Annotated in this window: 4 protein-coding genes; 2 read left to right on the top strand and 2 right to left on the bottom strand. The window is 62.0% G+C overall.

The window, feature by feature from the left end; all coding sequences use genetic code 11:
- On the bottom strand, window positions 1-751 hold a 751-nt coding region (gene dapF / locus P792_RS31750), incomplete at its 3' end, for a diaminopimelate epimerase (protein WP_023979385.1).
- A 110-nt stretch (window positions 752-861) separates the two neighbouring features.
- Here dapF and P792_RS31745 point away from each other — a divergent pair.
- Both P792_RS31745 and P792_RS31740 read left to right on the top strand, forming a co-directional pair.
- Window positions 862-1488, top strand: coding sequence for a hypothetical protein (locus P792_RS31745; RefSeq protein ID WP_023979384.1), 627 nt, complete (start codon window positions 862-864; stop codon window positions 1486-1488).
- A gap of 140 nt (window positions 1489-1628) precedes the next feature.
- The gene (locus tag P792_RS31740) at window positions 1629-2276 is read left to right on the top strand and encodes a class I SAM-dependent methyltransferase (protein WP_023979383.1); all 648 of its coding nucleotides are present in this window, start codon (window positions 1629-1631) and stop codon (window positions 2274-2276) included.
- 62 nt (window positions 2277-2338) lie between these two features.
- On the opposite strand, the gene P792_RS31735 is transcribed toward P792_RS31740, so the two are convergent.
- Window positions 2339-3126, bottom strand: a 788-nt coding sequence (locus P792_RS31735) for a sugar phosphate isomerase/epimerase (RefSeq protein WP_023979382.1), incomplete at its 5' end; no start/stop codon positions are given.

The following is a 3126-nucleotide window of genomic DNA, read 5'->3' as shown; positions in this document are numbered from 1 at the left end:
CCGGACCGATCATGAGAACATGACCGTCTGCCTCGCGCCAATGGATACGCAGCGCACCGCCATCCATTTCCACCCGGCACTCCCGGTCCAGAAGGCCGCGACGCACACCATTGACCACGGCAGCACAGGCTCCGGACCCGCAGGCCAGTGTCAACCCGGCGCCACGCTCCCAGACGCGCAGCCGAATGAAATCACGGGAGACAATCTCGGCGCAGCCGATATTGGCGCGTTCCGGAAAGAGCGCATCGCGCTCCAGCGCGGCGCCCTCGCGGTCCGCACGGTCCATCCCGTCAAAGAAGGTCGCATGCGGATTACCCATCGAACAGGCCGCAGGGCTGCCCGGCAGGGGCAGTTCGACGGTATCCATCGCCTGTGACAGGGGGACACGCTGCCAGTCCAGCGCGGGCACACCCATATCCACCCCGATTTCACCCTCGGACGTGATGAAGCTCGGCAGCAATCCCGCACTTGTCTGTAATACCGGCGCATTGCCAATGAGGGCAGCGACACAGCGTGAGGCATTGCCGCACGCCCCTGCTTCGGATCCATCAGGATTGTAGAAACGTACCCGGATATCAGCCCCATCGCGATCTGGCGCATCGAGCAGCACAAGCTGGTCACACCCGACACCAAAGCGACGGTCACAAAGCCTGGACATGGTATGTAATGTGGCGTCGAAACGCTCGTGGCGCCTGTCGATAATGACGAAGTCATTGCCGAGGCCCTGCATCTTATGGAACCGGATCATCATACGGGCAGTTATAGTGGGTCCGGGCCGCCACGGCACGGGAAACCTCCGGTTTCTTGACGTAAATTTTCAAAGCCGACGCACCGCCCGTTGCGGTGCAGGATAACAGACCCATGTTCATCGCCTCCTACGACACCCCCGCCATTGCACGCCATGTCCGTCTCATCTGGTCGTGCCTTGATATGAGCCGGGAGGCGCTTGAAAAATGCCTGACACAACTGCCCGCCGGATGCAGCCTGCTCGTTCGAGATGACATGATCGACTGGATGCGTGGTCACGCCGCGCAGCATAATCTGCTGCGCCAGGGCCCTGGCGGCATCGAGCGGCTGAGGCCCGATGGTAGCGTGGCTGAGACCATGGCGCTCTACGAGCACTGCCTGCCATCGCAGATTGTCGACCACCCGGCCCGCTCCGTAGTGGCACTGGACATCGTGCTCAAGGACAGCACGGAAGAGGCATGGGACGAAACCGAAACCCTGATCGATCAGGGGCTCCCCTCGCAGGTGGCCGCCTCGGCGCTTGTTGGCACCGCGCAGGAAATCGCGCAGCGCCTCAATGACTATCGCAAGCTTGGACTGTTCGATGTCATCCTCACGGCGCCGCCATCCCGTGCGCCCTACCACGAGGTGAGCGAGGCGCTGCAGCCGCTTCTGCGGCAGCAGGCCATCCCGGTGGACCGTCACGCCCGCATTGCCGGGATTTCCGACGGTCCGTTCGAGTGGCACGGCGCAGCGCTCTGAACCCGGCCTCACATCGCCTGGGCGGGAAGCGCGCGTAGAGAGGCTGTCTGCCTTGACGTGTGCCTGTCATGGCGTCATCCCTGCGCGGGTCCTCGCAATGCTGCGAGCACGCCAGAGCAGAGACAGGCAGGACTGGTCCGATGACTGATACCCCGTCAGGGCTGCACCCGGCAGCCTTCACCCGCGCCAATAACGACCCCGATCGCAGTTTCTATGCTGGTCGTGGCGATTCAACGCAGATGGATGCGGGCGCCCGCACCGCGGTCACGGCCCTTTACCAGACCGCGCTTCCTGCCACGGGTGTCATACTCGACCTCATGGCCGGGACGATGAGCCACCTCCCTGCGGAGGCGCAGCTTGAAACCGTGCTTGGGCTGGATGTGAACGGCAAGGCCCTTGAGGCCAATATCGCCCTGACACGACGGATCGAGCAGGATCTGAACGAAACACCGGCACTCGACCTGCCTGACGATACGCTCGATGCCGTGTGTCTGTGCGACGGGTTTGCCTATCTGACCAATCCGCTGGCCGTGCTGGAGGAGGTCAACCGCGTGCTGCGACCCGGTGCGCCATTCATCATCACCTTCTCCGACAATTTCATTGCGCAGAAAGCCGTGGCCCTGTGGCAGGCTCTTGAGCCCGCCGACCGCACCCGTCTTGTCACGCTCTTGCTCGACAAGGCAGGTTTTGGCGATCTGGACACCGGTGAGGTCGTGCCCCCCGAGGACCTTACGGCGTGGAATGATACCGTCCATGCCGTGATTGGCCGCAAGAAACTCGCGGCCTGATCGGCCGCCTTCGACTTCATGTCAGAGGCCGGCCTTTGGCGAGATCCAAAAAGGGGCAGCGTTCAGATATCCATCTGATTAAAGCCGCCGAGGGCCACTGGCATGACCTCACGCAGAAGGGTGACTGATCTCTCAAGCCCTTCCACTGCATCCAGCAATGGGTCCTCATGCTCGATGGACAGCCAGCCATCATAGCCCACCATGCGCAGACGATAGCAGAATTGACGCCACCATAGCGTGTCATGCCCATAGCCAAGCGTGAGATACGACCAGGCACGTGCCGAAGGCAGACCCAGCGGGCCGTTTTCGAGATTCGATGTCACCCCCCGCCTCGCCTCATTAAAACCGGCATCCTTGGCGTGGACATGGAAAATGGCGTCACCCAGCGCATCGATAGCGGCGATCGGGTCAGCCCCCATCCAGAACATGTGTGACGGGTCGAGATTGGCCCCGATCATGGGGTCGAGCGCTTCGCGCAGGCGCAGGAAATTTGGAACGTTATAGGCCCATTGTCCGCCATGCAGTTCGAGCGCAATGCGCGTGATACCGTGATCAGGCGCCATACGCAGGATACGTTCCCAATAGGGCAGCAAACGCTCGCGCAGTTGCCATTCCTTGGCAACCTGACCTTCGGGCGGCCATGAACTCACCACCCAGTTGGGCAAACGGTCCCCCTCCTGCCCTTCCGGCAGGCCCGACATGGTACAGATCGTGCCGATACCAAGATCACCCGCCAGCCGGATCGTCTCCTCAAGATCCTGACCCTGACGCGTATCCACCGGGTGGAGAGGGTTGCCGTTGACGTTCAGGGCGATGATTTCGAGATCGCGCTGCTCGAAAGCACGCACAA

The organism is Asaia sp. SF2.1 (genome assembly GCF_000505765.1).
GTDB lineage: Bacteria > Pseudomonadota > Alphaproteobacteria > Acetobacterales > Acetobacteraceae > Asaia > Asaia bogorensis.
The sequence above is the reverse complement of the archived record's forward strand: the minus strand, read 5'-3'. Positions and strand labels throughout refer to the sequence as shown.